The organism is Polymorphobacter sp. PAMC 29334 (genome assembly GCF_019431245.1).
Lineage (GTDB): Bacteria > Pseudomonadota > Alphaproteobacteria > Sphingomonadales > Sphingomonadaceae > Polymorphobacter_B > Polymorphobacter_B megasporae.
In genome coordinates this window covers 2536475-2562189 of the sequence record NZ_CP080243.1, presented here as the reverse complement: position 1 = coordinate 2562189, position 25715 = coordinate 2536475, and the positions used below count along the sequence as shown (strand labels likewise).

29 protein-coding genes are annotated in these 25715 nt (G+C 66.3%); 19 read left to right on the top strand and 10 right to left on the bottom strand.

The window, feature by feature from the left end:
- Positions 1–32 precede the first annotated feature (32 nt).
- Positions 33–512 (top strand): transcription elongation factor GreA, encoded by a 480-nt coding sequence (gene greA, locus KZX46_RS15870; protein WP_216707761.1) that lies wholly within the window; start codon positions 33–35, stop codon positions 510–512.
- A complete protein-coding gene (locus KZX46_RS15865) occupies positions 509–1183 on the top strand; it encodes a rhomboid family intramembrane serine protease (RefSeq protein WP_219774782.1) in 675 nt (224 codons plus the stop codon). The genes greA and KZX46_RS15865 overlap by 4 nt, the downstream gene beginning before the upstream one ends.
- On the opposite strand, the gene KZX46_RS15860 is transcribed toward KZX46_RS15865, so the two are convergent.
- The 6 genes from KZX46_RS15860 to KZX46_RS15835 form a co-directional block, all read right to left on the bottom strand.
- On the bottom strand, positions 1180–1401 hold the full coding sequence (locus tag KZX46_RS15860) for a DUF4170 domain-containing protein (RefSeq protein ID WP_216707759.1): 222 nt from the start codon (positions 1399–1401) through the stop codon (positions 1180–1182). The two genes, KZX46_RS15865 and KZX46_RS15860, sit on opposite strands and share 4 nt — an antisense overlap.
- Positions 1398–1979, bottom strand: coding sequence for a gamma carbonic anhydrase family protein (locus tag KZX46_RS15855; RefSeq protein WP_219774781.1), 582 nt, complete (start codon positions 1977–1979; stop codon positions 1398–1400). The genes KZX46_RS15860 and KZX46_RS15855 overlap by 4 nt, the downstream gene beginning before the upstream one ends.
- Entirely contained in the window at positions 1976–2602 is a 627-nt protein-coding gene (locus KZX46_RS15850) for a phospholipid-binding protein MlaC (protein ID WP_219774780.1), read from the bottom strand. The genes KZX46_RS15855 and KZX46_RS15850 overlap by 4 nt, the downstream gene beginning before the upstream one ends.
- Positions 2603–2672: 70 nt before the next feature.
- On the bottom strand, positions 2673–3353 hold the full coding sequence (locus KZX46_RS15845; RefSeq protein ID WP_216707756.1) for a DUF3618 domain-containing protein: 681 nt from the start codon (positions 3351–3353) through the stop codon (positions 2673–2675).
- Between the two features lies 1 nt (position 3354).
- The gene (locus KZX46_RS15840; protein WP_219774779.1) at positions 3355–3750 is read right to left on the bottom strand and encodes a phage holin family protein; all 396 of its coding nucleotides are present in this window, start codon (positions 3748–3750) and stop codon (positions 3355–3357) included.
- Positions 3751–3770: 20 nt separating this feature from the next.
- Positions 3771–4193, bottom strand: a complete 423-nt coding sequence (locus KZX46_RS15835) for a hypothetical protein (RefSeq protein WP_216707754.1) — start codon at positions 4191–4193, stop codon at positions 3771–3773.
- Between the two features lie 192 nt (positions 4194–4385).
- On the opposite strand from KZX46_RS15835, the gene eno reads away from it, so the two are divergent.
- The 8 genes from eno to KZX46_RS15795 all read left to right on the top strand — a co-directional run bounded on the left by eno (position 4386) and on the right by KZX46_RS15795 (position 12054).
- A complete protein-coding gene (gene eno / locus KZX46_RS15830; protein ID WP_219774778.1) occupies positions 4386–5660 on the top strand; it encodes a phosphopyruvate hydratase in 1275 nt (424 codons plus the stop codon).
- Positions 5661–5750: 90 nt separating this feature from the next.
- Positions 5751–6071 carry a septum formation initiator family protein gene (locus KZX46_RS15825; protein WP_219774777.1) on the top strand — a complete coding sequence of 107 codons (321 nt, stop codon included), beginning with the start codon at positions 5751–5753 and terminating at the stop codon, positions 6069–6071.
- A 64-nt stretch (positions 6072–6135) separates the two neighbouring features.
- Positions 6136–7176, top strand: coding sequence for a pyruvate dehydrogenase (acetyl-transferring) E1 component subunit alpha (gene pdhA / locus KZX46_RS15820; protein WP_216707751.1), 1041 nt, complete (start codon positions 6136–6138; stop codon positions 7174–7176).
- Positions 7176–8585, top strand: a complete 1410-nt coding sequence (locus KZX46_RS15815; RefSeq protein WP_219774776.1) for a pyruvate dehydrogenase complex E1 component subunit beta — start codon at positions 7176–7178, stop codon at positions 8583–8585. The genes pdhA and KZX46_RS15815 overlap by 1 nt, the downstream gene beginning before the upstream one ends.
- Entirely contained in the window at positions 8582–10021 is a 1440-nt protein-coding gene (locus tag KZX46_RS15810) for a pyruvate dehydrogenase complex dihydrolipoamide acetyltransferase (protein ID WP_219774775.1), read from the top strand. Before KZX46_RS15815 ends, KZX46_RS15810 begins: the two co-directional genes overlap by 4 nt.
- Positions 10018–11412, top strand: coding sequence for a dihydrolipoyl dehydrogenase (gene lpdA, locus KZX46_RS15805; protein ID WP_219774774.1), 1395 nt, complete (start codon positions 10018–10020; stop codon positions 11410–11412). Before KZX46_RS15810 ends, lpdA begins: the two co-directional genes overlap by 4 nt.
- 3 nt (positions 11413–11415) lie before the next feature.
- Positions 11416–11778, top strand: coding sequence for a hypothetical protein (locus KZX46_RS15800; RefSeq protein ID WP_219774773.1), 363 nt, complete (start codon positions 11416–11418; stop codon positions 11776–11778).
- Positions 11779–11847: 69 nt separating this feature from the next.
- Positions 11848–12054 (top strand): hypothetical protein, encoded by a 207-nt coding sequence (locus tag KZX46_RS15795; protein ID WP_216707746.1) that lies wholly within the window; start codon positions 11848–11850, stop codon positions 12052–12054.
- On the opposite strand, the gene KZX46_RS15790 is transcribed toward KZX46_RS15795, so the two are convergent.
- Positions 12051–12707, bottom strand: coding sequence for a carbonic anhydrase (locus KZX46_RS15790; RefSeq protein ID WP_219774772.1), 657 nt, complete (start codon positions 12705–12707; stop codon positions 12051–12053). The two genes, KZX46_RS15795 and KZX46_RS15790, sit on opposite strands and share 4 nt — an antisense overlap.
- Before the next feature lie 543 nt (positions 12708–13250).
- Between KZX46_RS15790 and lipA the strand changes: the two genes are divergently transcribed.
- Together lipA and KZX46_RS15780 are read left to right on the top strand one after the other, a co-directional pair.
- A complete protein-coding gene (gene lipA, locus KZX46_RS15785; RefSeq protein WP_216707744.1) occupies positions 13251–14192 on the top strand; it encodes a lipoyl synthase in 942 nt (313 codons plus the stop codon).
- Entirely contained in the window at positions 14192–14665 is a 474-nt protein-coding gene (locus KZX46_RS15780; RefSeq protein ID WP_219774771.1) for a type II toxin-antitoxin system RatA family toxin, read from the top strand. The genes lipA and KZX46_RS15780 overlap by 1 nt, the downstream gene beginning before the upstream one ends.
- Before the next feature lie 42 nt (positions 14666–14707).
- Here the strand turns inward: KZX46_RS15780 and KZX46_RS15775 are convergent, their stop codons facing one another.
- Positions 14708–15412, bottom strand: a complete 705-nt coding sequence (locus KZX46_RS15775) for a hypothetical protein (RefSeq protein WP_219774770.1) — start codon at positions 15410–15412, stop codon at positions 14708–14710.
- 96 nt (positions 15413–15508) lie between these two features.
- Here KZX46_RS15775 and KZX46_RS15770 point away from each other — a divergent pair, with 96 nt between their 5' ends.
- Both KZX46_RS15770 and KZX46_RS15765 read left to right on the top strand, forming a co-directional pair.
- Positions 15509–16093 carry a TetR/AcrR family transcriptional regulator gene (locus tag KZX46_RS15770; RefSeq protein ID WP_219774769.1) on the top strand — a complete coding sequence of 195 codons (585 nt, stop codon included), beginning with the start codon at positions 15509–15511 and terminating at the stop codon, positions 16091–16093.
- A gap of 111 nt (positions 16094–16204) precedes the next feature.
- Positions 16205–17545, top strand: coding sequence for a hypothetical protein (locus tag KZX46_RS15765; RefSeq protein ID WP_219774768.1), 1341 nt, complete (start codon positions 16205–16207; stop codon positions 17543–17545).
- On the opposite strand, the gene KZX46_RS15760 is transcribed toward KZX46_RS15765, so the two are convergent.
- Both KZX46_RS15760 and KZX46_RS15755 read right to left on the bottom strand, forming a co-directional pair.
- Positions 17496–17990, bottom strand: a complete 495-nt coding sequence (locus KZX46_RS15760) for a CinA family protein (RefSeq protein WP_219774767.1) — start codon at positions 17988–17990, stop codon at positions 17496–17498. The two genes, KZX46_RS15765 and KZX46_RS15760, sit on opposite strands and share 50 nt — an antisense overlap.
- A complete protein-coding gene (locus KZX46_RS15755; protein ID WP_219774766.1) occupies positions 17987–19114 on the bottom strand; it encodes a bifunctional 2-C-methyl-D-erythritol 4-phosphate cytidylyltransferase/2-C-methyl-D-erythritol 2,4-cyclodiphosphate synthase in 1128 nt (375 codons plus the stop codon). The genes KZX46_RS15760 and KZX46_RS15755 overlap by 4 nt, the downstream gene beginning before the upstream one ends.
- Before the next feature lie 123 nt (positions 19115–19237).
- Between KZX46_RS15755 and KZX46_RS15750 the strand changes: the two genes are divergently transcribed.
- The 5 genes from KZX46_RS15750 to KZX46_RS15730 all read left to right on the top strand — a co-directional run bounded on the left by KZX46_RS15750 (position 19238) and on the right by KZX46_RS15730 (position 25715).
- The gene (locus KZX46_RS15750) at positions 19238–19705 is read left to right on the top strand and encodes a nuclear transport factor 2 family protein (RefSeq protein WP_219774765.1); all 468 of its coding nucleotides are present in this window, start codon (positions 19238–19240) and stop codon (positions 19703–19705) included.
- Between the two features lie 61 nt (positions 19706–19766).
- Positions 19767–20786 (top strand): tRNA dihydrouridine synthase DusB, encoded by a 1020-nt coding sequence (dusB, locus tag KZX46_RS15745; RefSeq protein ID WP_219774764.1) that lies wholly within the window; start codon positions 19767–19769, stop codon positions 20784–20786.
- Complete coding sequence (locus KZX46_RS15740) at positions 20783–21907, top strand: nitrogen regulation protein NR(II) (RefSeq protein ID WP_219774763.1); 1125 nt, start codon at positions 20783–20785, stop codon at positions 21905–21907. The genes dusB and KZX46_RS15740 overlap by 4 nt, the downstream gene beginning before the upstream one ends.
- Before the next feature lie 10 nt (positions 21908–21917).
- Positions 21918–23354 (top strand): nitrogen regulation protein NR(I), encoded by a 1437-nt coding sequence (gene ntrC / locus KZX46_RS15735; protein ID WP_216707734.1) that lies wholly within the window; start codon positions 21918–21920, stop codon positions 23352–23354.
- Positions 23355–23432: 78 nt separating this feature from the next.
- Positions 23433–25715 (top strand): ATP-binding protein, encoded by a 2283-nt coding sequence (locus KZX46_RS15730; RefSeq protein WP_219774762.1) that lies wholly within the window; start codon positions 23433–23435, stop codon positions 25713–25715.

Genomic DNA, 25715 nt, shown 5'->3' with positions numbered 1-25715 from the left:
GAGGGCGAAGCGTCAACTAGGGAAGTCAGCGAATGGCGACGGTCGATAAGTACCCCATGCTTGCGGAGGGGCACGCCGAATTGATGGCGACGCTGCGCAACCTCAAAGAGGTCGAGCGGCCGAAGAACGTCGAGGACATCGAGACCGCGCGCGCTCATGGCGACCTGTCGGAGAACGCCGAATACCATGCCGCCAAGGAGCGCCAGGGGCATATCGAAGCGCAGACGATGGAGCTCGAGGACAAGCTCGCGCGCGCCGTCGTCATCGATCCCAAGACGCTGTCGGGTGACAAGGTCGTCTTCGGCGCAACCGTCGGTCTGCTCGATGAGGACGATAAGCCGATCACCTATCAGATCGTCGGTCAGACCGAGGCCGATGCTCATCGAGGGCGGATCAGCTATTCGTCGCCGTTAGGCCGCGCGCTGATTGGCCGTAAGCTCGGCGAAGAGGTCGAAGTGACGACCCCGTCTGGCGACAAATATTACACGATCGAAAAGGTCGAGTTCATTTGAAGCCCGAGGGCGGTTTCGGCGGCGCATCGTTTACGCCGCCGGCCGCCCCCGTTACGCGTGCGCTCGTCGCAGTCTGCGTCCTCGTCCAGGTCGCGGCAACGATTGGTGGCATGGCGTTCAGCGAGACGCTGGCCAGTCATGCGGCCCTGATTCCGGCTCGAGTGACCGGGTCGGTGCCGTCGAGCCCCGGTGACGTTCCCGCCGCGCTCACGCTGCTGACGTCGCTATTCCTCCATGCCGGCTGGATCCACCTGACGCTCAACCTGACCTTCCTGTGGTGGGTCGGGCGGCACGTCGAGGTTGAAATCGGCCGCGCGCGGTTTCTCGTGCTGTACGCGTTGAGCGGAATCATCGGCGGGCTGCTGCAGGTTGCCGTGGCACCCCATTCCACCGAGGCGGTCGTCGGGGCCAGCGGCGCGATCGCGGGCGTGTTCGGAGCCTATGCGGTCCTGTTCGCACGTAGCCGGGCGAGGGCGCGTCGCGTGCTCGGCATACAAGTCTCGACCGAGGTGGCGACCGCATTATGGTACGCTGCGACGTGGATCGGACTGCAGTTGCTGACCGCCGTCGCCTTCAACACGGGAGAGGGCGGTATCGCGATCTGGACGCATATCGGCGGCTTCATCGTCGGGCTGATCTTTGCCCAACCCTTTGTCCGACGGGTCGCCTAGGCCGCTGGAACGTCGGGCTCGAGCATCCGGTGGAGATGCACGACGACGTATTTCATCGCCGCATCGTCGACCGTGCGCTGGGCGTTCGATCGCCACGCCTTTTCGGCGGAGGCATAATCAGGGAAAATGCCGACGACGTCGAGCTTTGCCGGATCCTCGAAATCGAGGGTTCGCGGATCGGTAACGCGACCGCCGAAAACGAGATGGAGCTTGTTCATGCCGCAGGATTTAGCGCGGCATACTCGGCTTGCACAGAGGCCATGATGCCTGCCGCCCAATCTTCGAACTCCGGCCCATCCCATGCGCGATGATTTCCGGCGGAATACGCCATCGCATTGCGGTGATAGAATAAAGCGTTGATCCGGTTCGCGATCCAGTTGTTCGCGGTGCGGATCACCTTCGCTGGCGACCCGACGACGATCGAGTTGGGTGGGACGATCGTCCCGTCTTTCACATAGGCGTGCTGTCCGACGATCGAGTTGTCGCCGATCACGGCTCCGCCATAAACGGTCGCGTTGATCCCCACGAGAACATGATTGCCGATCGTGCAGCCATGGAGCGTCGCGTGATGCGTGATCGAACAATGTGTACCGACCACGACCGGTCGACCGGGGTCGGTGTGGATCATCACGAAGTCCTGGATGTTCGAGTATGCGCCGATCTCGACGTGCGCCGCCTCGCTACGGATGACTGCATTGCACCAGATCGACGAGCCCTCACGCATCGCGACACGGCCGTATAGCTGCGCGCTGGGATCGATATACGCAGCTTCAGCCGTGTCGAGGAGCGCGGTCACGCCGACTTGGCGTTCGACGCCTTCATCAGCGCAACGAGGCCGTCGAAGCCCTGCTTCGAGATGATCGCCGAGAAATCGGCTTCCTGCGTCAGCGACAGGTTCACGCCCGACACGGTGACGTTGCCGACCAGCCACTTACCCGACGAACCCTTCTGCACGTACCAGATAATGTCGAAGGGCGCTTTGCCAGCGACTTCGACCTTGGTGAAAACGTCGACGCCACCGGTCGAGCCGTGCGGCTGGGTGCGAACAATTTTCACGGTAGCATCGGAGTAATTGATCAGGCGGTCGGCGTATATGTTGACGACATAGTCGGGAAGAACCGCCTGGTACGCCGCCAACTGCGCCGGGGTGATCTGGTTGCGATAACGGCGGATCAATCGCGCACCGGCATCCTCGACCGCAAAATTATCCTTGAGCATGGCGCGGAACTTCGCCTTAATCGCCGGCTTAGACGACGTCTCCTTGAGCACGGCAAACGCGTTGTCGGAGAGCGTCGAGATGAACTGACCCGCCGATACCGCCTCGGCCGGAGTCGCGGCCGTCTGGGCGATCGCGGGGGCCGCGAAGATGGGAGCTGCGATGATGGCGAGAGCGGTGAGCCCGAGAGAAAAACGACGCATCTAGCGCTCCTGATATGCGGGCCGCGATCGGCCGGATCCACGCTTTAGTGACTAGCCACTGAATGTGGCGTTAAGCGGACGAGGTCGGCTTGCGCAACAAGGCACCGCCCGCCGCGCCGACGATGCTGAGCAACGACTGTACCGCGCGGTCCATGATCCCGGCGGTGCCGCCGGCAAAAGACAGTTTCGAGAGATCGAGCTCGACCTTGGCCGACGCGATCGCCGCATCTCCGGCAGCCTCGAGACGGGCACCGATATCGCCGAATGCGGCATATTCGATGTCGCTGACGGGCATGATCGCACCGATCAATGCGCCGGTCGCGACACCGACGAGGACCACCGTAAGAGGGTTATCGTCAACCGCGACGTGTGCCTTGTGCTGGATCGCTTCGATGCGTTGGCGAGCCGGGCCGGCGGGGATGTCATCGGCGGCAAGGTTCGCTGCATATCCGTCGTCGTAATCGGCGTACGCAGCGTAGCTGTCGCCATATTCGATCGTCGCGCGCTTGACCTTGCTCCGGGCCAGCAGCGCGATTCCGGCTGCAAGGCCTGCCCCGGCAATGGCGATGGGATGAGCCATCGCCGCGCCCTTGACCGATTCGAAAGCCCGCGAGCTGCTCGCATTCAACGAGTCGACAGCATTATCGACAAGCGCCCGCGGCGACAGGCGCGCCTGCAGGTCGTCGATCGTCGACGCAATCCGTTCGCGGGTCGATTCGGCTTCGCGTTCGAGAGTGGCGGTATCGCTCACGTCAGTTCCCCTTGATGACTTCAGCGTCGCGGCGCAGCGACGCCGCCGCGCGGTCCGGCATGATTGACGTGCTTCCGATCTTCTTGCCACCGCTGGCAATCAGCAGGCCACCGACCAGCGCCGCGGCGACGCCGACGATCAGCGCAGCAAAGCCGGCACCGACGAGCGGGGTCAGGAACCCCACGGCAGCGCCAAGCAGCGTGAAGATCGCGCCGAGCAGTAGGATCATGCCGACCGCGATCGCGCCCGCACCGGCCTTGGCCGACGCGACGTTGTCACGCACCTCCGCCTTGGCAAGCCGGATTTCGGTTCGGACGAGGTGGTTGCCGTCTTCGACCAGTCGACGAAGCAGGTCGGCGATCGACGGTGCAGCGACCGCAGCGTCGGTTTCGGCCAAAGCGCGCGAATCTCGCTCGCTCACTGCGCGGTACCGGTCGTCGATGCCTTGACGAGGCGCGCCAGCACGAAGCCCGCGACGATCGACAGCCCGACGGCAACGGCCGGGCTGGTTCGAACGAGCGTCCGCGTATCGTCGATCAAGTCATCGACCGAACGACCATCAACCGCAGACGACCAGCCCGCAACGGTATCGGCGGCCTGATGGACAAAACCGGCAAACGGCGCGGCACCGTTGGCGTCGAGCTTGTCGGCAAAGTCGCGGACGGTCGAGGCGAGGCCGTCGAGCGTCCCAGTGACCTGCGCCTTGCCTTCGTCGGCAAAGCTCAGGACCTTGCTGGTGAACGGGCTGCGGATATCGGTCGCCTGGACCGGAACGACGTCGAGCGCATCGTGGCTCGGCGCGATCGGCGGCATCCCGGCGGAAGTGGTATCGGTCGTCATCAGCGTAGCCCCTGCTAGACACGAGGAAGTCGCTTCCCAAACGTAACTATCCTAGCCGAGTTCCGCCGCGAGCAGCCAGCCCGTTACGGGAGCGTAGCAAGGACGGCTCCGCGCCTGTAACCGGTGATGCGCGCGTTGTCGCCGGGGCCGCGAATGGCTAGGACCGCGGAATAGTTCGTCCGGAGCCAGAGCATGACCGCCATCGTCGACATTCACGCGCGCCAGATCCTCGACAGCCGCGGCAACCCGACCGTCGAGGTCGAGGTCCTGCTCGACGACGGCAGCTTCGGTCGCGCCGCGGTCCCATCGGGCGCGTCGACCGGCGCACACGAGGCGGTCGAGCTGCGCGACGGCGACGCATCGCGTTACGGCGGCAAGGGTGTCCTCAAGGCATGCGCTGCGGTCAATGGCGAAATCTTCGATGCGCTGTCGGGCATGGACGCCGAGGACCAGGCCGACGTCGACGTCGCGATGATCGAGCTCGACGGGACGCCGAACAAGAGCCGGCTGGGGGCCAACGCGATCCTCGGGGTCAGCCTCGCCGCCGCCAAGGCCGCCGCCGAATCGCGCGGCATGTCGCTCCACAAATATATCGGAGGGGTCTCGGCGCACGTCCTGCCGGTGCCGATGATGAACATCATCAACGGTGGCGCCCACGCCGACAATCCGATCGACTTCCAGGAATTCATGATCATGCCGGTCGGCGCGCCGACCATCGCCGAGGCGGTCCGCTGGGGGGCGGAGATCTTCCACACCCTCAAGAAGGGCCTGTCCGACGCCGGCCTGTCGACCTCGGTCGGTGACGAGGGCGGCTTCGCCCCGAACATCGCCTCGCCCGCCGCCGCGCTCGATTTCATCATGGCCTCGATCGAAAAGGCCGGCTACCGCCCCGGCGAGGACGTCATGCTCGCGCTCGACGTCGCCGCGACCGAGTTCTTCAAGGGTGGCAAGTACGAGTTGGCCGGGGAAGGGCGCTCGCTCTCGGCCGCCGAGATGGTCGACTATTACGTCGAACTCGCGGGCAAATACCCGATCCTGTCGATCGAGGATGGCATGTCCGAGGATGATTTCGACGGCTGGAAGCTGTTGACCGACCGTCTCGGCGCGACGCACCAGCTCGTCGGCGACGACCTGTTCGTGACCAATCCCGAGCGGCTGCAGGACGGCATCGGGCGCGGCCTCGCCAACTCGCTGCTGGTCAAGGTCAACCAGATCGGGACGCTGACCGAGACCCTCCAGGCCGTCGAGATGGCACATCGCGCGCGCTACACCTGCGTCATGTCGCACCGGTCGGGCGAGACCGAGGACGCGACGATCGCCGATCTCGCCGTCGCGACCAACTGCGGGCAGATCAAGACCGGCAGTCTCGCGCGGTCGGACCGGTTGGCGAAGTACAACCAGTTGATCCGTATCGAGGAGGAACTCGGCGATGCCGCGCGCTACGCCGGGCGGGCGATCCTGCGCTGAAGCGTGGCTTGCGGGACTCACCCGCGCAATTACTTTCACGCTGGCAGATAACGGCTTGAATGCCTTCGAATCGCGTGGTCTAGCTAGGGGATGATCGATCGGGTCAATCCCCTAGCCCTTGCTCGCGCCGCGATCCTCCCGGCGGCGTGCGTCACCGTGATGGGGTATTTCGCCTTCCACGCCATTTCGGGCAACGCCGGGCTGATCGCGTGGCAGGGCTATAAGACCGAGCGCGCCGCGGTCGATGCCGATGCCGCGAAGGTTGGGGCCGTAAAGGCCACGCTCCAGCGGCAGGTCGCGCTGCTCGACCCGCACCACGTCGACAAGGATTATGCCGATGAACGCGTCCGGCGCGATCTTGGCGTCGTCGGTCCCAATGAGGTTATAATCCCGCTTCCCGACGCCAAATAGCGCGTTGTACCTGCTGTACGGAGGCGTATAGACGGCGGGAGCAAACCTCCCGGAGCCGTGCTGCATGGCCAAGTCACCACCGTCCACCGAACCGAAATCGCCGATGCGCGAACGGCCAGTCGAGCCGAAACGGTACAATGCGTCGCCCGACGAACTTCTCGCATTCTATCGCGAAATGCTCCTCATCCGCCGCTTCGAGGAGCGCGCCGGGCAGATGTACGGCATGGGGCTGATCGGCGGCTTCTGCCATCTCTATATTGGTCAGGAAGCGGTCGTTACCGGCGTTCAATCGGCGCTGAAAAACACCGATAGCGTGATTACCGGCTATCGTGATCACGGCCACATGATCGCCGCCGGCATCGAGCCGAAGGTCGTCATGGCGGAACTGACCGGCCGTGCCGCCGGGATCAGCAAGGGCAAGGGCGGCTCGATGCACATGTTCTCGGTCGAGCATGGCTTCTACGGCGGCCACGGGATCGTCGCCGCGCAGGTCCCGCTCGGCACCGGGCTCGGCTTCGCGCACAAGTACAAGAATGACGGCGGACTCGCGGTGACCTATTTCGGCGACGGTGCGTCAAACCAGGGGCAGGTCTACGAAAGCTTCAACATGGCCGAGCTGTGGAAGCTTCCGGTCATCTACGTCATCGAGAACAACCAGTATGCGATGGGCACGAGCGTCAACCGCTCGTCGTCCGAAGACCAGTTGTTCCGTCGCGGCGAGAGCTTCCGCGTCCCCGGGCTCCAGGTCGACGGCATGGACGTCTGCGAAGTCCGCGGCGCGGCGAATGTCGCCGTCGACTGGGTGCGTTCGGGGAAGGGCCCAATCCTGCTCGAAATGAAGACGTACCGGTATCGCGGCCACTCGATGTCCGATCCGGCGAAATACCGCAGCCGCGAGGAAGTCGCCGCGGTCCGCGAGAAGTCCGACCCGATCGAGCATACCAAGCGCGACCTGCTCGCGTCCGGCAAGATCGACGAGGCAGGGTTGAAGGAACTCGAGAAGGAGGTTCGCGCGATCATCGCCGATGCCGCCGACTTCGCTGAGTCCGCGCCCGAGCCCGAGGCAAAAGAACTTTATACCGACGTGCTGGTGGGAACCTACTGATGGAGATCAAGCTCCCCGCGATGTCGCCGACGATGGAGGAGGGCACCCTCGCCAAGTGGCTCGTAAAGGAAGGCGACACCGTCAAGCCGGGCGATGTCCTCGCCGAGATCGAGACCGACAAGGCGACGATGGAACTCGAAGCCGATGAGGGCGGAGTGGTCGTGAAGCTCCACGTTCCCGACGGCAGCGATGCGGTCAAGGTCGGCACGCTGATCGCGACGATCCGTGGCGAGGACGAGGCGGCGACGCCCGCTTCGTCGCCGGTTGCCGAGCCCGAAGCCATTGCACCGGCGTCGCAGGTCGTCGCCGAGCCCGCCGAAGCCCCCAAGCAAGCCGACGCCGTTCCCGCCACCGCCGCACAACCCGCCGCCAAGCCGAAGGCCGGCGAGACCCCCGCCAGCCTCGACGTCAAGCCCGAGGGAGACGGCCCAACCCACCGCCAGACCGTCCGCGAAGCATTGCGCGATGCGATGGCCGAGGAAATGCGGACCGACCCGACGGTTTTCGTCATGGGCGAGGAAGTCGCCGAGTACCAAGGCGCGTACAAGGTTACGCAGGGCCTGCTCGAGGAGTTCGGCCCGACCCGCGTCGTCGACACCCCGATCACCGAATATGGTTTCGCCGGGCTCGGTACCGGCGCGGCGATGGGCGGATTGAAGCCCATCGTCGAGTTCATGACCTTCAACTTCGCGATGCAGGCGATCGACCACATCATCAATTCGGCCGCCAAGACCAACTATATGAGCGGTGGGCAGATGCGCTGCCCGATCGTTTTTCGCGGCCCGAACGGCGCTGCCTCCCGCGTCGCCGCGCAGCACAGCCAGAACTACGGCCCGTGGTACGCGAGCGTCCCCGGCCTGATCGTCATCGCGCCGTACAGCGCCGCCGACGCCAAGGGCCTCCTCAAAAGCGCAATCCGGTCACCCGACCCGGTCGTCTTCCTCGAGAACGAACTTCTTTACGGCCACAGCTTCGACGTTCCCGACGCCGATGTCGCGATCCCGATCGGCAAGGCGAGCATCGTTCGGCAGGGCAAGGACGTGACGGTCGTGTCCTACTCGATCGGCGTCGGCATCGCACTCGACGCCGCGACCAAGCTCGCCGAGGCGGGGATCGAGGCCGAGATCGTCGACCTCCGCACGCTGCGTCCGCTCGACCGCGCGACTGTCCTCGCCAGCCTCAAGAAGACCAACCGCATGGTCGTCGTCGAGGAAGGCTGGCCGACCTGCTCGATCGCCAGCGAAATCATCGCCATCGCGATGGAAGACGGCTTCGACGACCTCGACGCCCCGGTATTGCGCGTGACCAACGAGGACGTGCCGCTGCCGTACGCTGCGAACCTCGAGAAGCTGGCGATCGTCAAGGTCGATGACGTCGTCGCGGCGGTGAAGAAGGTCTGCTACCGATGATCGACATCACCATGCCTGCCCTGTCGCCGACTATGGAGACTGGGACGCTCGCCAAGTGGCTCGTCAAGGTCGGCGACGTCGTCAAGTCGGGCGATATCCTGTGTGAGATCGAGACCGACAAGGCGACGATGGAGGTCGAATCGATCGACGAGGGGACGGTTGCGGAATTGCTCGTCGCCGAGGGAGCCGATGCGATTCCCGTCGGGCAGGTTATCGCGCGGTTGACCGCTGAGGGTGAAGAAGCTGCTCCTGCCAAGGCCGCGCCGACGCTAAAAGCCAACAATCCTCCCCCGTCTTCGGGGGAGGGGGACCGCGCCGTTTCAGGCGTGGTGGAGGGGGCGTCACAGGCTCCAAAGCCCTCGCTTGCGCCTGCTCCCACCGACGCCAAAGCAGCTCCCGAGCCCGCCGCCCCCTCCACCGTCGCGAAGAGCGATGGTCCCCCTCCCCCGAAGTCGGGGGAGGATCAAGGGGCGCCGGCAAAGACCGATGGAACGCGTGTCAACGCTTCTCCGCTAGCCCGGCGTCTCGCGTCGGCGCAGGGGATTGATCTTTCTACGGTCACCGGCTCGGGACCGCATGGACGTATCGTCAAGGCGGACCTCGACGGAGCGATAGCCAAGCCCGCTGGCCGACCGGTTGCTGCGCCGTCCGCCGCTCCGGCAGCCGAGGCGAAGCCTGCCACCGCACCCGCGCCTGCAGCCCCGGCTTCCGCTGCTGCCGCACCATCGTATCCGCCCCCTGCCGGCGTCCCTGCCGAGGCGATCAAGCTGTCGAACATGCGCAAGACGATCGCGCGTCGCCTCGCTGAATCGAAGCAGACGGTCCCGCACTTCTATCTGACCGTCGACGTCCGCCTCGATGCGCTGCTCAAGCTGCGCGGCGACCTCAACAAGTCGCTAGAGGCGAGCGGGGTCAAGCTGTCGGTCAACGACCTGCTGATCAAGGCGCTCGGCCTCGCGCTCGTCGCGGTACCCGACAGCAACGTCCAGTTCGCCGGCGACACGCTGTACAAGTTCGGTCGCGCCGACGTCTCCGTCGCGGTCGCGATCCCCGGCGGGCTGATCACCCCGATCATCGCCGACGCCGCAAACAAGCGGCTGAGCGTCATCGCCACCGAAATGAAGGACCTCGCCGCCCGCGCCAAGGACGGCAAGCTCAAGCCCGAGGAATACACCGGCGGCACCGCCTCGATCTCGAACCTCGGCATGTTCGGGATCAAGCAGTTCGACGCAGTGATCAACCCGCCGCAGGGGCTGATCCTCGCCGTCGGCGCGGGCGAGAAGCGGCCGTATGTCGTCGACGACGCCCTCGCCATCGCCACCGTGATGAGCGCCACCGGCAGCTTCGACCACCGCGCCATCGACGGCGCAGTCGGCGCTCAGTTCATGAGTGCGTTCAAGGCGTTGGTCGAAAGCCCGATGAGCATGCTGGCATGAGCGAGACCTTCGACCTCGCGATCCTCGGATCTGGACCTGGCGGATACGTCGCCGCGATCCGTGCTTCGCAGCTCGGCATGAAAGTCGTCATCGTCGAGCGCGAGCGGCTCGGCGGGATCTGCCTCAACTGGGGGTGCATCCCGACCAAGGCGCTGCTGCGAACGTCCGAGATCTACCACTATATGCAGCACGCCGATGCCTACGGGCTGAGCGTGACGGGGGCCAGCTTCGACCTCGCCAAGGTCGTCGAGCGGTCGCGCAAGGTTGCGGGGCAGCTCAACGCCGGGGTCAAGGGGTTGATGAAGAAGAACAAGGTTACCGTCGTCGAGGGCGAGGGGCGGCTGACCGGGGCAACGCAGATCACCGTCAAGACCGGCGACACCGAGCGCGTGCTCGACGCCAAGAACGTCATCGTCGCGACTGGGGCCCGGGCGCGCGACCTGCCGGGGCTGGCGGCGGACGGCAAGCGGGTGTGGACGTATCGACATGCGATGGTGCCGCCCGAGATGCCGACCAAGCTGCTCGTCATCGGCTCGGGGGCGATCGGGATCGAGTTCGCCAGCTTCTACAGCGACATGGGGGCGAAGGTCACCGTCGTCGAAATGCTCGACCGCGTCCTGCCGGTCGAGGATGCCGACGTCTCGGCGCACATGCACAAGACGCTGACCAAGCAGGGAATGACGCTGATCACCTCGGCGAAGGTGTCCGACGTCAAGCCGGGGGCCGACGGTGTCACCGCGACGATCACAACCGCCGACGGCAAGGCCGCGACCGACACGTACAGCCATGTCGTCGTCGCGATCGGCATCATCGCCAACATCGAGAACATCGGGCTCGAGGCGCTGGGGGTGAAGGCCGATCGCGGGCATATCCTCGTCGACCCGTACGGCATGACCAATGTCCCCGGACTGTGGGCGATCGGCGACGTCACCGGGGCGCCGTGGCTAGCGCACAAGGCGAGCCACGAGGGGATCGTCGCGGTTGAGAAGATCGCCGGGCTCAACCCGCACCCATTCACCACCGGCAACATCCCGGGGTGTACCTATTCTCGGCCGCAGGTGGCCAGCGTCGGGCTGACCGAGGCGGCGGCGAAGGCGGCGGGGCATGAGGTCAAGGTCGGCAAATTCCCCTTCATCGGCAACGGCAAGGCGATCGCGCTCGGCGAGGCCGACGGTTTCGTCAAGACGGTGTTTGACGCGAAGACCGGGGAGCTGCTCGGCGCGCATATGATCGGGGCGGAAGTCACTGAACTCATTCAGGGCTATGTCATCGCTCGCGAGCTTGAGACGACCGAGGCCGAGTTGCAGGAGACGGTGTTCCCGCATCCGACACTTAGCGAGATGATGAACGAGAGCGTCCTCGACGCTTACGGTCGGGCATTGCATTATTAGCGCATGGTCGTGGTCGCCTTCGCCGTTGCGGCCGCCTTGAGCGGGCTCGATGCGGCGATCAAGGCGAGCGTCGCGCCGTGTCCGCCGCCGGTGGCAGGCGAGATTACCGTCTGCGGCAAACGCAGTGAAGATGAGGCGCGGCGCTACATGTCGCCGCTGTCGAGCGACTATGAGGTCGGCGATCCGCGTGCGCAGAGCGTCTCGGCAGCGCGTAACGGGTTGTTCGATTACGACGGCGGGGGGACCGGATCGTGCTCGGCGACCGGAGCAGGCGGGAGCGTCGGGTGCGGCTTCCAGAAGCATAAACACTGGGCGCTGCAGCGGGCCGGAGCCAAGGACAGTCGCGGGCCGCTCTACGACAAGTGACGGAAATGCCGCAGGAACCCTGTGGCGGTGCGCCGGTTTGGGCCTGCGGGGCTAACCGGGAGACACGTCATGGCCGCTCATCCAGTATCCGCGCTGATGTTCGTCACGTTTGGGATTGTGCTCGTGCTGTTGATCGGCGGCTATCTCGCATTCATCCGCAAACCATCGAACCGCAAGGCGGGTGACAGGATGCCCGAGCGTGGCGAGCCCGGCGCGCCGAACGTCCCGCGGGGTGTTCCGATCGACCCCGCGTACCGCGAGAAGGGCAAGGTCTAACGCCAGTCGACCGGGACCGGCTCATACCGGTCGGTCGCCGGGTCGAGAATGCGCAGGATGCCGTCGGCGATGTCGAAGTGCGCGCCCTGCAGCGCGAGCGTTCCGGCAGTGACCCGCTCGGCGACGAACGGGAAGCTCATGAGATTGTCGAGACTTAGCCTGATCGCTGCGAGTTCGAGCGCCTGCTGAGCGTCGATATCGGGGCTGATCGCCTGCGCGGCGCGGATGCGGTCGCGAGCCGGTTCGATCTTCGCCATCCAGCGGCCGATGAAGGCGCCCTGACCCTCGGCGGCGGCGTCGAACTTGCCGGTCAATGAGGCGGTGATGCCGCCGCAGCGGGCGTGGCCGAGGACGACGATATGCTCGACCTCAAGCTGGGTGACGGCGAATTCGATCGCCGCCGATGAGCCGTGCGTCGCGCCGTCGGCTTCGTAGGGCGGGACGAGGTTGGCGACGTTGCGCATGACGAACATTTCGCCGGGAGCCGAATCGAAGATGCGGGTCGGGTCGACGCGGCTGTCGGCGCAGGCGATGATCATGATCTTGGGCGACTGGCCGATGTGCGCGAGCGCGTCGAAGCGCGCGCGTTGGTCGTTGTACGGTCCGGCGCGGAAGCGGCGGTAGCCTTCGAGGAGGGTGTCGAACGCGGCCATCGATCTAGCTCCGGGTACAAAGGTGGGTGCTGGGCCGGCTGAAACGAACCAGATACGCTAAGTTCAAAGTAAGTTCACACAGAAGACGGTGTAATTTGATATTGGCGCCCAACGTGGAGAGCCGAATCTTTCCCGGCTTGGCGTCGGCGGCGAGGGGTATAGGCAGCGTCGCTATCATGACTTCGCAATAGCCGAATGGCGGGGGTGTAGGACAGGGGGAATTGGGTGCGCCGCAGCGTCGGCGACGCGATGGATGCGCGCTCGCAGCGCAGCCCCCGGCGGCCAGCTCACATTCACCCGTCACCCCGGCGCAGGCCGGGGCCCATCTCGCCGCACAACGCGAAAGTCGCGGTGCGTCCCACTATGGGCCCCGGCCTGCGCCGGGTGACGATCGAAGATAGTGGGGAAGGGGTTGCGGGGATGACGAGAGGGGCGGAGAAACTGACCCGGTGCGATAGCGGGGCCGCTCCAGCGCGAAGGTACTGCGCAGCCTCAGCGATCAACTCCGTTGGCTTTGCGCGATACCGAGCCTATCTAGTCGGCATGACCGACGCCGTCCCCGTCCTGACCCCGCGCGCCCGCAAGCCCGACTGGCTCCGCGTCCGCGCACCGACCTCGCCCGCCTTCGCCGAGACGCGCAAGCTGATGCGCCGCCTCGGGCTCAATACGGTCTGTGAGGAGGCTGCCTGCCCCAACATCGGCGAGTGCTGGACGCAGAAACACGCGACGGTGATGATCCTCGGCGACACCTGCACCCGGGCGTGCGCGTTCTGCAACGTCAAGACGGGGATGCCGCAGCCGGTCGACCTGCTCGAACCCGAGCACGTCGCCGAGGCCGCGGGTGAACTCGGCCTCGAACATATCGTCATCACCTCGGTCGACCGCGACGACCTGCCCGACGGCGGGGCGGGGCAGTTCGTCCGGGTGATCGAGCAGCTTCGCCGCCGCGCCCCGAACACGACGATCGAAATCCTGACGCCGGATTTCCGCAACAAGGCCGATCGCGCGGTCGCGACGATCGTCGCGGCGCGGCCCGACGTCTATAATCACAACCTCGAGACGGTGCCGCGGCTGTACCCGACGATCCGCCCGGGCGCGCGCTACTTCCACTCGCTGCGACTGCTCGACCGGGTCAAGCACCTCGATCCGTCGATCTTCACCAAGTCGGGCCTGATGGTCGGATTGGGCGAGGAGCGGCAGGAGATGCACCAGGTGTTCGACGACATGCGCTCGGCCGACGTCGATTTCCTGACGGTCGGGCAATATCTCCAGCCGACCCCGCGCCACGCCAAGGTGATCGACTTCGTCACCCCCGACACCTTCCGCAGCTATGCCGCGATCGCGCGGGCGAAGGGCTTCCTCCAGGTCGCGGCGACTCCGCTGACCCGGTCGAGCTATCACGCCGGTGCGGACTTCGCAGTCATGCGGGCGAAGCGCGAGGCGGCGCTAGCTGGCGCGCGGGCGGCGACGGGCGTTTCCGCCTGATGCCGCGCCACGTCGAGGACCGGTTTCTGCCGTATACCCCCGAGCAGATGTTCGACATGGTTGCCGACATCGGGCGCTATGCCGAGTTCCTGCCATGGGTGCAGGCGACGCGGATCACCGGGCGCACCGACAACGTCGTCACCGCCGACATGGTCGTCGGCTTCAAGATGGTCCGTGAACGCTTCACCAGCCGCGTGACGCTCGACCGGCCACAGGCGTTGCACGTCGAATACGTCTCGGGGCCGCTCAAGTATTTGCGCAACGACTGGCGGTTCGAGCCCGCGCCCGGCGGGTGCACCGTCCATTTCGCGGTCGACTTCGAATTCGCTTCGCGGCTGTTCGAGAAGCTCGCCGGGGTGTTCTTCGGCGAGGCGTTCCGCCGGATGGTGGCGAGCTTCGAGAAGCGGGCGGGGGAGTTGTACGGCAATCCGGCACGCGCGCCGATCGCACCGAGCGCCCAGCGCACTGCTTGACGGGTGGCCGGCTGCGGCTTGGCTAGCGAGCGCATAATGCAGTCAGCCTTGATCCGTAGAGGCGTACGGACCTTGGCGAAGGACGATTATTGTACCGACGCTGGCGTACCAGATTACCTGGGCGGTCAGGATCAGCGAGATATTCTGGACATTGAGCCGCTCGCCACCAAAGGTCAGGAGTCCGAACTGGACCGCCGCCGAGCATAGACCGAGAATGCCAGCGATCCGCGGGCCGTCCCTTCGCAGGATGAGATCGCCCGCCCACAATGCCGTTGCGGCAGCGAGGGCAAGGAGAGCCAGCCGGGTGAGGAACTCGATCTGGAGCCCGCCATATCTCAGCAGGGCCTCGGTTTGCTCGACGCAGTCTTTACCGATGGTCATGCACCGCAGCGCCAGGGCGGGGGCGACGAAGCCGTCGAGCAGCACGGCGAGGGAAATCAGGACGAGCGCGAGCGCAGATGCCACTGCGCCGAGGAGGACATGCGGACGGGCGAGGCCCAGGCGCATGGCAAAGCCCAGCATGAGCGACGTCATCACCGTTATCGCGGCGGCGAGCGTGCCGTGGACGAAGCGATCGGCCGATGCCTGACGGGCGATGCTGCCGATAACGCCTGCGGCATCGGTCTGCCGCGCGACCGGATGGTGCATCACCATCAGCAGCATGAGCAGGATTAATCCGATGATCCCCGACGCGGTCAGGACATCCGCGCGCCTCGATGGGTCGGTAATATTAGTCGCAGCGGTCATTCACGCCTCCTTGTTGAGGCACCGTGCTAGGCGTTAGACTGTGAAAGATACTGGACGATCGCGCCGATCTGTCCCGAAGCGAACGGGGACGTGATTTTGCCCGAAATCAAGGCCTTGCGCGGCGCTTCGGTCAAAGCCGCCGGGGGCGATCGGCGGATCCGCCGGAGCCGCGCAGCGCTGACGGCGGCGTTTTCGGAATTGGCGCTCGAACGCAGCTATCCCGACATCGGCATTCGTGACGTCGCGGAGCGCGCGAACGTCGGGCGGTCGACGCTCTACAGTCATTTTTCGGACATCGACGATCTGCTCGCGCAAAGTCTCGACCCGCAGTTGAGCACGATCGCACGATGCTCGGTCGAGCCTGAGATGAAGCCCGAGCTCGGGCTGATCATCACCCATTTCTGGGATCAGCGGAGCATTGCCCGGACGATGCTCCGTGGCGATGCAGGCGCTGCGATCACTCGGCTGCTGGTCCGCCATCTCGAAGAGGCGCTGCTCGGTCTTCGCCGCGCGCATAAATCGCGATCCAGTCTGCCTGTAATTCTCGTCGCGGAGCAACTCGCCGCGGGGCAGTTGGCGATGCTCGGAACCTGGCTTGCCGGTCGAGCGCCGGCACCTTCCGGAGACATGGCGCAGCTGCTGCACAAGACGAGTTACGCGGCAGCGATGGCGTCGCTTTAGAGCCCGAGGCGCTTCCTCTCGCCATCCGGCCTGCAACCGGCACCGCCGCACAAGTTGTTAATATGTGTCCCTTACGAATTACCGCGAAAGCGGGCGTAAAGGTTCGTGAGGATGACCGACGGGGGGCCGGTTCGCGATAGCCGGGCGGTATCGCTGGCGGCGGCGGGGATCATGGCGTCGGGTATCGCGTGGCGATACTGGATGATCCCGCGGCTCCACGATTCGCAGTATAAGCTCGGCGAGGCATTCAACGTCGCGCGGTCGTTCGCGCAGCACTGGACGATCGCTGATGCATTCCGCATCGGGCAGGGGCCGACCTCACATCTGATGCCGCTGCCGGGGGTGATCGCTGGGACCGTCTACCGCTGGCTCGGCATTTTCACGCCGTCGTCGAACCTCGCTCTGACGACGATCGCGATGGCGTTCGTCTTCGCCGGCTTCTGGCTGCTGTTCATCTCCTTCCGCGAGCTCGGCGCACCCGCGTCGGGGCGGCTGCTGGCGCTGGCATTACTGTGCTGGTCGCCGGTCAATGTCCTGATCGAGGTAATCTGGTTCCGCGTCTGGGACGGGGGGATGGCAGTCGCGGTCGGCATGGCGATGCTCTACGCGGTGCTGCGAGTCGACCGGGTGGAGCGGATCGGGTGGCGCGCGGTCGCCGGGCTGTCACTGCTCGCGGCGGCGACACTGTTCGTCTCGCCGCCGTTCGGGGTCGCTGGATACCTGTGCGCACTGCTGCTGATGGTCCGCCGCCTGCCGCCACGCCGCTGGCTGGCGACCACCGCGATCGCAAGCGCCGCGATGGTCGTCGTGCTCGCGCCGTGGACGATCCGGAACGCGGTGGTGATGGGGTCGCCGATCGTCCTGCGTGACAATTTCGGGCTCGAATTTGCGCAGGCGAACGACGCGTCGCTGCTGTCCAATGCCGACGGCGATGGCGGCTTTCACGTGCGGCACCTGCTGATCCATCCTTATCCCGGGGCATCGGGCTATACCGCGATGGTCGCTGCGGGTGGTGAGATCGCCTATTCGCAGAAGCTCCAGCACTCGGCGCTGGCATGGGTCGAGACTAACCCCGGCGGCTTCGTCACGCTGACGCTGCGCCACCTCGGCCAAATACTGTTTCCGCCGTACTGGATGTTTCCCGACTTCCCAAACATGGGGTCGATCGCCGAGCGGCTGGCGATCCACTGGTTCGTCACCGCGGAGGGGCTGGCAGGGATCGGCTATGCGCTGTGGCGGCTCGATCGGCGCTATCGCTACGCTGCGATCATGACGCTGGTGCCGATCCTGCCGTACCTGATCGTCCAGCCGATCCTGCGCTACCGCTACCTGATCTTCGGGCTGCTGACCTTCTTCGCCTTCGACCTGATCGCGCGGGTCGTCGCGCGGATAGCCAGCGGCTTCAGCCTGGCATCAGCAGCTGAAGCGCGCACAGCACCGCCTGCCGCCTGATCTCGCTGCGGCCGAGGTCGCCGAAGAACTTGGTATCGGCGATCTTGCATTCGGGGTCGTTGCGTCGCGCCAGCGCGAAGACGACGGTGCCGACGGGCTTTTTCTCCGATCCGCCGCCGGGGCCGGCGATGCCGGTGACCGCGACTGCAACGTCGGCGTGGCTGTGCTTGAGCGCGCCCTGCGCCATCGCCCATGCGACCGCGATCGAGACCGCGCCGAAGGTGTCGAGGATGTCGATGCTGACGCCCAGCGACTCGATTTTTGCCTCGTTCGAGTAGGTCACGAAGCCGCGGTCGACGACGTCGGATGATCCGGCGATCTCGGTCAGCGCCCCCGCGACGAGCCCGCCGGTGCATGATTCGGCGGTGACGACGGTCAGCCCGGCGGCGCGGTTGGCGTCAATTACCGTCGCGGCGAGGGTCAGGACTTCGTCGCTGAAGATCATGCCGGCACCCTGATGCTGGCGACGCCCTGCGCCGCAATGCCCTCGCCGCGCCCGGTGAAGCCGAGGCCCTCGGTCGTCGTCGCCTTGATGCTGACCGAGGCACAGCCGGTGATCTCGGCGATGCGGGTGGCGAAGGCGACGCGGTGCGGGCCGACCTTGGGACGCTCGGAGATAATCGTGAGGTCGAGATGGTCGATGACGCCGCCTTTCGCCGCGACGAGCGAGCAGGCGTGCGCGAGGAAGCGGTCGGACGACGCGCCGCGCCAGCGTTCGTCGCTGGGCGGGAAGTGCGTGCCGATGTCGCCCGCGCCGATGCAGCCGAGCAGGGCGTCGGTCAGCGCGTGGAGGCCGACGTCAGCGTCCGAATGGCCGATTAGCCCGAAGTCGTGGGCGACGCGGACCCCACACAGCCAGACATGATCGCCGGGGCCGAAGCGGTGGACGTCGTAGCCCATGGCGGTGCGTGAAATCATCAAGGGGGCGAGCATCCATTCGGCGCGGACGAAATCGTCGGCGGTGGTGAGCTTGAACGCGCTTTCGTCGCCTGCGACCAGCGCGACCGTCATTCCCGCGGCGACCGCGACCGCGACGTCATCGGTGACCGCCGGGTCGGCAATCCGATGCGCGGCGAGGAGGGGGGCGAGCGCGAAACCCTGCGGGGTCTGGACGCGGTGGAGCCGGTCGCGGGAGACCTCGCCCTCGACGTGGGTATCGCCGGTCCGCAGCGAATCGACGACGGGCAGGGCAGGGGTGGCGCCGCCGCTGCTGCCGAGCGCGGCGATAACCCGGTCGATCATGCCGGGCGTGACGAACGGGCGGGCGGCGTCGTGGATCAGAACGTGACTGGCGTCGACCGCCTCGAGCCCGGCGAGCACCGATGCCTGCCGCGTCGCGCCACCGTCGATCGGCGCAGGGAGCGCGAGGCCCTCGGTGGCGGCATCGTAAAGTGCGCGGTCGTCGGGGTGAATCACGACCTGAACCCCCGCGATACCGGGGTGCGCGAGGAACGTCTCGAGCGAATGGCGCAGCACCGGCTTGCCGCCGACCGCGCGATATTGCTTGGGCACGCCGTCCCCGGCGCGGACTCCGCGGCCGCCGGCGACGATGAGGGCGTGGACGATCACGAAGGGCCGTATAGGCGCGCGAGCGACGGCGGCAAGGGGGCGCGTCGAAGCCGTTGCGCAACCGAATTGACAACCGCCGCTCCGGCGCGCAGCTTTCGACCAAAGACAAGCAGGGGGGATGGCATGCGGACACTCATCGGAACGATATTGCTTGCGGCTATGGCAGCGCCGGTGACGGCGGCGGAGGATCAATCCGTGTCGACGCCGATCCGCCAGTTCATCGATGCGTTCAACAAGGGCGACCTCAAGGGCGCGTTGGCGAACTACGCGACCGGCGACATCGCGATCATCGACGATCTCGCACCGCACCTCTGGGTCGGTCCCAAGGCTGCGCAGACATGGGCCGCCGACCTGGCCAAGGCCGGCGCAGCGAATGGGATCACCGAGGGCGCGGTCAAGATCGGCGCGCCGACCCGGACCGAGGTCGAAGGCAACGTCGCCTATGTGATCGTGCCGTCGCGCTACACCTTCAAGGACCACGGCAAGGCGATGACCGAGGAGGGGCAAATGACTTTCGCGCTCAAGGGCGGGGCGAAGGCGTGGAAGATCAGTGGCTGGACGTGGACCGGGCCGGTGCCGCACGGGAGATAGCGTCGGCTTGCCGCTCGGCGCGAAAGCCGGTAGGAGGACTGCCCGCTTTTTAGGCAATTACGTGCGCAATCTCACTGCCATTCCGATCGGTCCGCATCGCATCGATCCCGTGATCCTTGCGCCCATGACCGGCGTCACCGACCTGCCGTTCCGGCGGCTGGTCAAGCGTTACGGCGCGGGACTGACGGTGACCGAGATGATCGCGTCGCAGGCGATGGTCCGCGAGACGCGCCAGAGCTTGCAGAAATGCGCGTGGGATGCCGCCGAAAATCCGGTGTCGATGCAGCTGGCCGGGTGCGAGCCGGGGGTAATGGCCGAGGCCGCGAAGCTCAATGCCGACATGGGCGCAGCGATCATCGACATCAACATGGGCTGCCCAGTGAAGAAAGTCGTCAACGGCCATGCCGGGTCGGCGCTGATGCGCGACCTGCCGTTGGCGACCGCGCTGATCGCGGCGACGGTCGCCGCCGTCGACGTGCCGGTGACACTCAAGATGCGGATGGGGTGGGATCACGCCAGCCTCAATGCCCCCGAACTCGCGCGCATCGCCGAGGACCTCGGCGTGCAGCTTATCGCCGTCCACGGCCGGACGCGGTGCCAGCTGTATAAGGGCGACGCCGACTGGGGTTTCGTCCGCAGTGTCAAGGACGCGGTCCGCCTGCCGGTCGTCGTCAACGGTGATATCTGCAGCATGGATGACGTCGACGCGGCGCTCGATGCGAGCGGCGCCGACGCGGTCATGATCGGGCGCGGGGCGTACGGCAAGCCGTGGTTGCTGGGGCAGGCGATGCATTACCTCACGACCGGTGAACGGCTGGCCGACCCGGGCCTTGCCGAACAATATGCTTTGATCGTCGAGCATTACGGTATGATGCTCGACCATTATGGTAGCGTCATCGGGGTCAACCTGATGCGCAAGCATCTCGGCTGGTACACCAAGGGGCTTACGGGTTCGGCCGAGTTCCGCAACGCGGTCAACCAGCAGGACAGCGCCCCGCACGTGTTGGCGATGCTCGACGATTTCTACGCGCCGCTGATCGCCGACGCCACGAGCCCGAACCCGCTCAGCCTCGCGGCATGAGCGTCTTTCCGCTGCTGCGGCGGGCGGGCAAGGCGAAACCTACGGTCGAGTTGCCGCCGGTCGACCTGCTCGCGACGCTACCCATCCCGGTAATCGTCCTTGGCCCCGACGGCGGGCTCGCGCTGGCCAACGCGGCGGCGGAAACGCTGCTCAATGCGAGCCAGGCCAGCCTGATCGAGCGCGGCTGGTCGAGCGGCCTGACTCCCGGCTCGTCGCTTGTCGCGTTCGTCGCCGATGCCCGCGGCCACGGCGGCCCGATCACCGCCTTCGACACCGAACTCGCCTTTATCGGCGGCCGGACCGCGCGCGCCGACGTCTTCATCACCCCGCTCGCCGACGCGCCGGACTGGACGACGGTCTGCTTTCAGGCGCGCCCGGCAGCGACGCTGGTCGATCGCCAGCTGGTTCACCAAGGCGCGGCGCGATCGGCGATCGGCGTCGCGGCGATGCTCGCGCATGAGATCAAGAATCCGCTGTCGGGCATTCGCGGCGCGGCGCAATTGCTGGCTGCCAACGCCGATCCCGAGGCACGCGAGCTGACCGAGCTGATCCGCGATGAGGTCGACCGCGTTGCGGCGCTGATCGACCGGATGGAAGGTTTCACCGACACCCGCCCGGTGGCGAAGGCGGCGGAAAACATCCACTCGGTCCTCGGCCACGTTCGCCGGGTCGCCGAGAGCGGCTTCGCTTCCGGCATCATGATCCGAGAGCGCTACGATCCGTCGTTGCCCGCCGTCGCCGGCAATCGCGATGCGCTGATCCAGGTCTTCCTCAACCTCGTCAAGAACGCCGCCGAAGCGATTGTCTCGGCAGGCGGCAGTGCCGGCGAAATCACGCTGACGACCGCATATCGGCACGGTGTTCGCGTTGCCACCGAGGGCTCCGGCGTCCGCGTCTCGCTGCCGCTTGAAGTCTGCGTAATCGACACCGGGGCCGGGGCAGGCGATGTCGCCCGGCACATGTTCGAGCCGTTCGTCTCGTCGAAGCGTGCCGGCGGCGGGCTCGGCCTCGCGCTCGTCGCCAAGATCGTCAGCGATCACGGTGGCATCGTCGAATACGAACGCAGTGCCGACCCGCCGCGAACGGTCTTGCGCGTCCTCCTGCCGATGGCCCCAGCTTGAACGGAATCTTGTGACCGGCCCCTTCACGATCATCGTCGCCGACGACGACGCCGCGATCCGCACCGTCGTCCGCCGCGCGCTGACCCGCGACGGCTATCTCGTCCGAACCACCGAGTCGGCGGCGGGCCTGTGGCGGCTGATCGACGAGGACGTGGGCGACGTCGTCATCACCGACGTCATGTTTCCCGACGGCAACGGGCTCGACGCGCTGCCACGGATCATCGAGCGCCGCCCCGGGCTCAAGGTCATCGTGATGAGCGCGCAGAACACGTTGTCGACCGCGGTGCGCGCGACCGAGCAGGGGGCATTCGACTATCTGCCGAAGCCGTTCGACCTCGACGAATTGACCCGCGCGGTGGCGAGCGCGCTCGCGGTCGCGGGCGTGATGGGCGAGGAAACGCTTGGCGAGGACATGCCGCTGATCGGCCGCTCGGCGGCGATGCAAGAGGTCTACCGGACGATCGCCCGCGTCGTGCCGACGTCGCTGACGGTAATGATCCTCGGCGAATCGGGGACGGGCAAGGAGCTTGTCGCACGCGCGATCCACGATCTCGGGCCACGCCGCCGTGAACCGTTCGTCGCGGTCAACATGGCGGCGATCCCGCGCGAATTGATTGAATCCGAGCTGTTCGGCCACGAGCGCGGTGCCTTTACCGGCGCGGCGGCGCGTGCGAGCGGGCGCTTCGAGCAGGCGCAGGGCGGGACGCTATTCCTCGACGAGATCGGCGACATGCCGATCGACGCGCAGACCCGGCTGCTGCGCGTCCTCCAGTCGGGCGACTTCACCGCGGTCGGCAGCGCCCGCGTCCAGCGCGCCGACGTCCGCATCGTCGCCGCGACCAATCAGGACCTCCGCCGCCTAATCGAGGCAGGGCGCTTCCGCGAGGACCTGTTCTACCGGCTCAACGTCATCCCGCTCAAGCTGCCGCCACTGCGTGCCCGGATCGACGATATTCCGGTCCTCGCGCGCCATTTCCTCGACCGCGCTGCGGCCGAGGGCCTGCCGCGCAAGGGGCTCGACGCAGGGGCGATCGAGGCGATCCAGCGGCACAGCTGGCCCGGCAATGTCCGCGAGCTCGAGAATCTGATGCGGCGGCTCGCGGCGTTGACCCGCGGCGACACGATCGGTGAGGCGACGATCAGCGAGGGTCTCGACGGCGAAACGCCGCCGGTCGTCGTCGTTCCCGATTCGACCGGCTCCGACGGCCTCGCCGCATCGGTCGAACTTCACCTCGCGCGGTACTTGACGATGTTCGGTGAGGAGCTGCCGCCCGATGGGCTGTACGACCGGGTACTGGCCGAGATCGAGCGGCCGTTGCTTCGGCTGAGCCTCGCTGCGACCGGCGGCAACCAGATTCGCGCGGCGCGGCTCCTCGGGATCAACCGCAACACGCTGCGTAAGAAGCTGACCGAGCGCGGGGTCGATCCGGGCGCACGCGGCGGCTGACCGACGAAAATCGACATTCGTCGCAATGCGGCAACGCGTGTGTTCCTTTTGCCACGCAGGCGCGGTAACATGCATGTCATGAAGCCCAAGCCCGCTCGCCGTATCGGAGCCCGCCGCTGGCGGTCGCTGCGACGGCGTTTCAATCGCTGGGTGACCCGGGTCGATCTTTATCCCCGGCTCGAGGTCGCGATTGCGGCGATCGTCGTCGTCCTCGGCCTGTCGAGCTATGCGATCCTGACCGGCCAGGGCGCGCCCGCCGCGGGCTTCTCGCCGCCGATGGTGACGTTGCTGCTCGTCGCCAACCTTCTACCGCTGATGGCGCTGCTCGTCCTGATCGCGCGGCGAATTGCGCTGCTGCTGACTGCGCGGCGCAAGGGTACGGCGGGGGCCAAGCTCCATGTCCGTCTCGTCGCGCTGTTCTCGGCGGTGGCCGCCGTGCCGACGTTGCTCGTCGTCGTCTTCGCGTCGCTCCTGTTCCAGTTCGGCGTTCAATTCTGGTTCTCCGACCGGGTAAAGACCGTGCTGGGCAACGCTGACCATGTCGCGCAGGCGTATGTCGACGAGAAGCAGCAACGCATTCTCGAGGACGGCATCGCGATGGCCGCCGACCTGCGCAGCTACGGCCAGCAGTTCGGCTATGGCTCGAAGGACTTCGTCGAGGGTGTCCAGTTCCAGCTGCCGCGGCGGCATCTGACAACCGCCGCGGTGTTTTCGCCGACGTCGCACGGCTTCGTCACCTATGCGGCGGTCAAGATGGAGACGCGGCCGCTCGCGGTGCGGGTATCGCCGCAGGACCTCAAGCTCGCGCGCGTCGGCGTGCCGCGAGTCCTGACGAACGCGCGCGACCGGATCGAGGCGGTGATGCGGATCGACGACAGCGCGAGCCACTATCTTTACATCAGCACGCCCGCCGACCCGCAGGTTCTCGCGCAGGTTGCGCGGACGCGGCAGGCGCTCGACGAATATCAGTCATTGATCTCGCGGTCGCGGAATATGGTCCTTCGCTTCAACGGACTGTTGATCGTCGTCTCGTTGCTGATCCTGTCGGCGGCGATTTGGTTCGCCCTGTGGCTTGCCAACAGCCTCGTGACCCCAATTGCGCGACTTGCTGACGCTGCCGAGCGAGTTGGCGCGGGCGACCTCGACGCGCGGGTGCCGACGCGTGGCTCGCCCGACGAACTCGGCACGCTCGCGCGCGCGTTCAACCGCATGACTGGGCAATTGAAGGCGCAGCAGACCGCGCTCGTCACCGCGAACAGCCAGCTCGACAGGCGGCGCCAGTTCAGCGAGGCGGTGCTCGCCGGGGTCTCGGCGGGGGTGCTGTCGATCGACGCCGGCGGGATCATCCGGCTGGCGAACCACTCGGCGGCAACGCTCCTTCAGACGACCGAGCGCGCGCTTGCCGGGCAACCGCTCGCGGAGGCGGTGCCGCAGCTTGCGGCATTGCTCGACGAAGCAGCGGCGCGCGGCGATGCGTCGGGCGTGGTCGAGATCGTGCGCGGTCCCGACACGCAGACGCTCGCGGTCCAGATCGCCGCCGAGCGGTCCGGCGCGCGGACCTATGTGCTGACGTTCGACGACATCACTGCGCAACTCGCTGACCAGCGGCAAGCAGCATGGGCCGATGTCGCGCGGCGGATCGCGCACGAGATCAAGAATCCGCTGACCCCGATCCAGCTCTCGGCCGAGCGACTCCAGCGCAAATATGCCAGGCAAATCGTCGACGATCCCGCGACCTTCGCCAATCTTACCGGCACGATCGTCCGCCAAGTCGGTGACCTCCGGCGGATGGTCGACGAATTCTCGTCGTTCGCACGGATGCCCAAGCCGGTGTTCAAGCCCGAGCCGGTCGTCGACATCGCGCGCGAGGCGGTGTTCATGCAGGAGGTCGCCAACCCGGCGATCGCGTTCGAGATCGAGGTGCCCGACGCGGTGCCGCTGCTCGTCTGCGACCGCCGCCAGATCGCGCAGGCGCTGACCAACCTGCTCAAGAACGCGACCGAGGCCGTGGCTGCCCGCACCGACCGCGACGGCACCAACGACGGGCGGATCATCCTCGCGATTGAGGTCGACGCGACGAAGCTCCTGCTCCGCGTCACCGACAACGGCATTGGCCTGCCGATCGAACAGCGCGACCGGCTGACCGAGCCGTATGTCACGACCCGCGCGCGTGGCACCGGGCTCGGTCTCGCGATCGTCAAGAAGATCGTCGAGGAACACGAGGGCGTGCTCGACCTCGGCGATGCTGCGGGGGGCGGGACCGTGGCGCGGCTATGCTTCAACCGCACCGCACTTGCCGATTACATCGACATCAATACCGGCTCCGACGACGCGATACCCGCGCGCCGGCAGCTGGGTTAG